This is a genomic window from Jiella sp. M17.18 (assembly GCF_041027365.1).
Classification (GTDB): domain Bacteria; phylum Pseudomonadota; class Alphaproteobacteria; order Rhizobiales; family Rhizobiaceae; genus VKMB-3413.
Window position 1 is genome coordinate 1 of sequence record NZ_JBFTEH010000058.1, and the last position, 606, is coordinate 606.

At 72.3% G+C, this 606-nt stretch carries 1 protein-coding gene; it reads right to left on the bottom strand.

Annotated elements, in window-relative coordinates; genetic code table 11:
* On the bottom strand, positions 1-606 hold a 606-nt coding region (locus tag AB5S17_RS23445; protein WP_369243585.1), incomplete at both ends, for a methyl-accepting chemotaxis protein.

Below are 606 nucleotides of genomic sequence, written 5' to 3' on the forward strand. Positions count from 1 at the left end.
AGCGGCGGGGCGATGCGCCGGGGCCGGCGCGGGCTCGGTCGCGTGGGCGGCCTTCGCGGCGCTGCTGCCGGCCTTCACCTTGAACCGGCCCATCGCCGCTGCCAGCTCGTCGGTCTCGGCCGCCAGCGTCTGCGCCGCCGCGGTGGACTCTTCCACCATCGCGGCGTTCTGCTGCGTCACCTTGTCCATCTGGTCGGCCGCCGTCGAGACCTCGCGCAGGCTCACCGCCTGCTCGCGCGCCGAGGTGGCGATCGTCGCGATCACCTCGGTCATCGAGGAGACCTCCGCGACGATTTCCTCCAGCGACTGGCCGGACGCCGTCACCAGTTCGACGCCCCGCCCGACCTGTTCGCCGGATGCCTGGATCAGCCCCTTGATCTCCTTGGCCGCTTCCGCCGAGCGCTGGGCGAGACCCCGCACCTCCTGCGCGACCACCGCGAAGCCCTTGCCGGCCTCGCCCGCGCGCGCCGCCTCGACGCCGGCGTTCAGGGCCAGGAGGTTGGTCTGGAAGGCGATCTCGTCGATCACCGAGATGATCTGGCCGATCTGGTTGGACGAGGCCTCGATCTCGCTCATCGCCTCGACCGCCCGGGCGACGATGGCGCC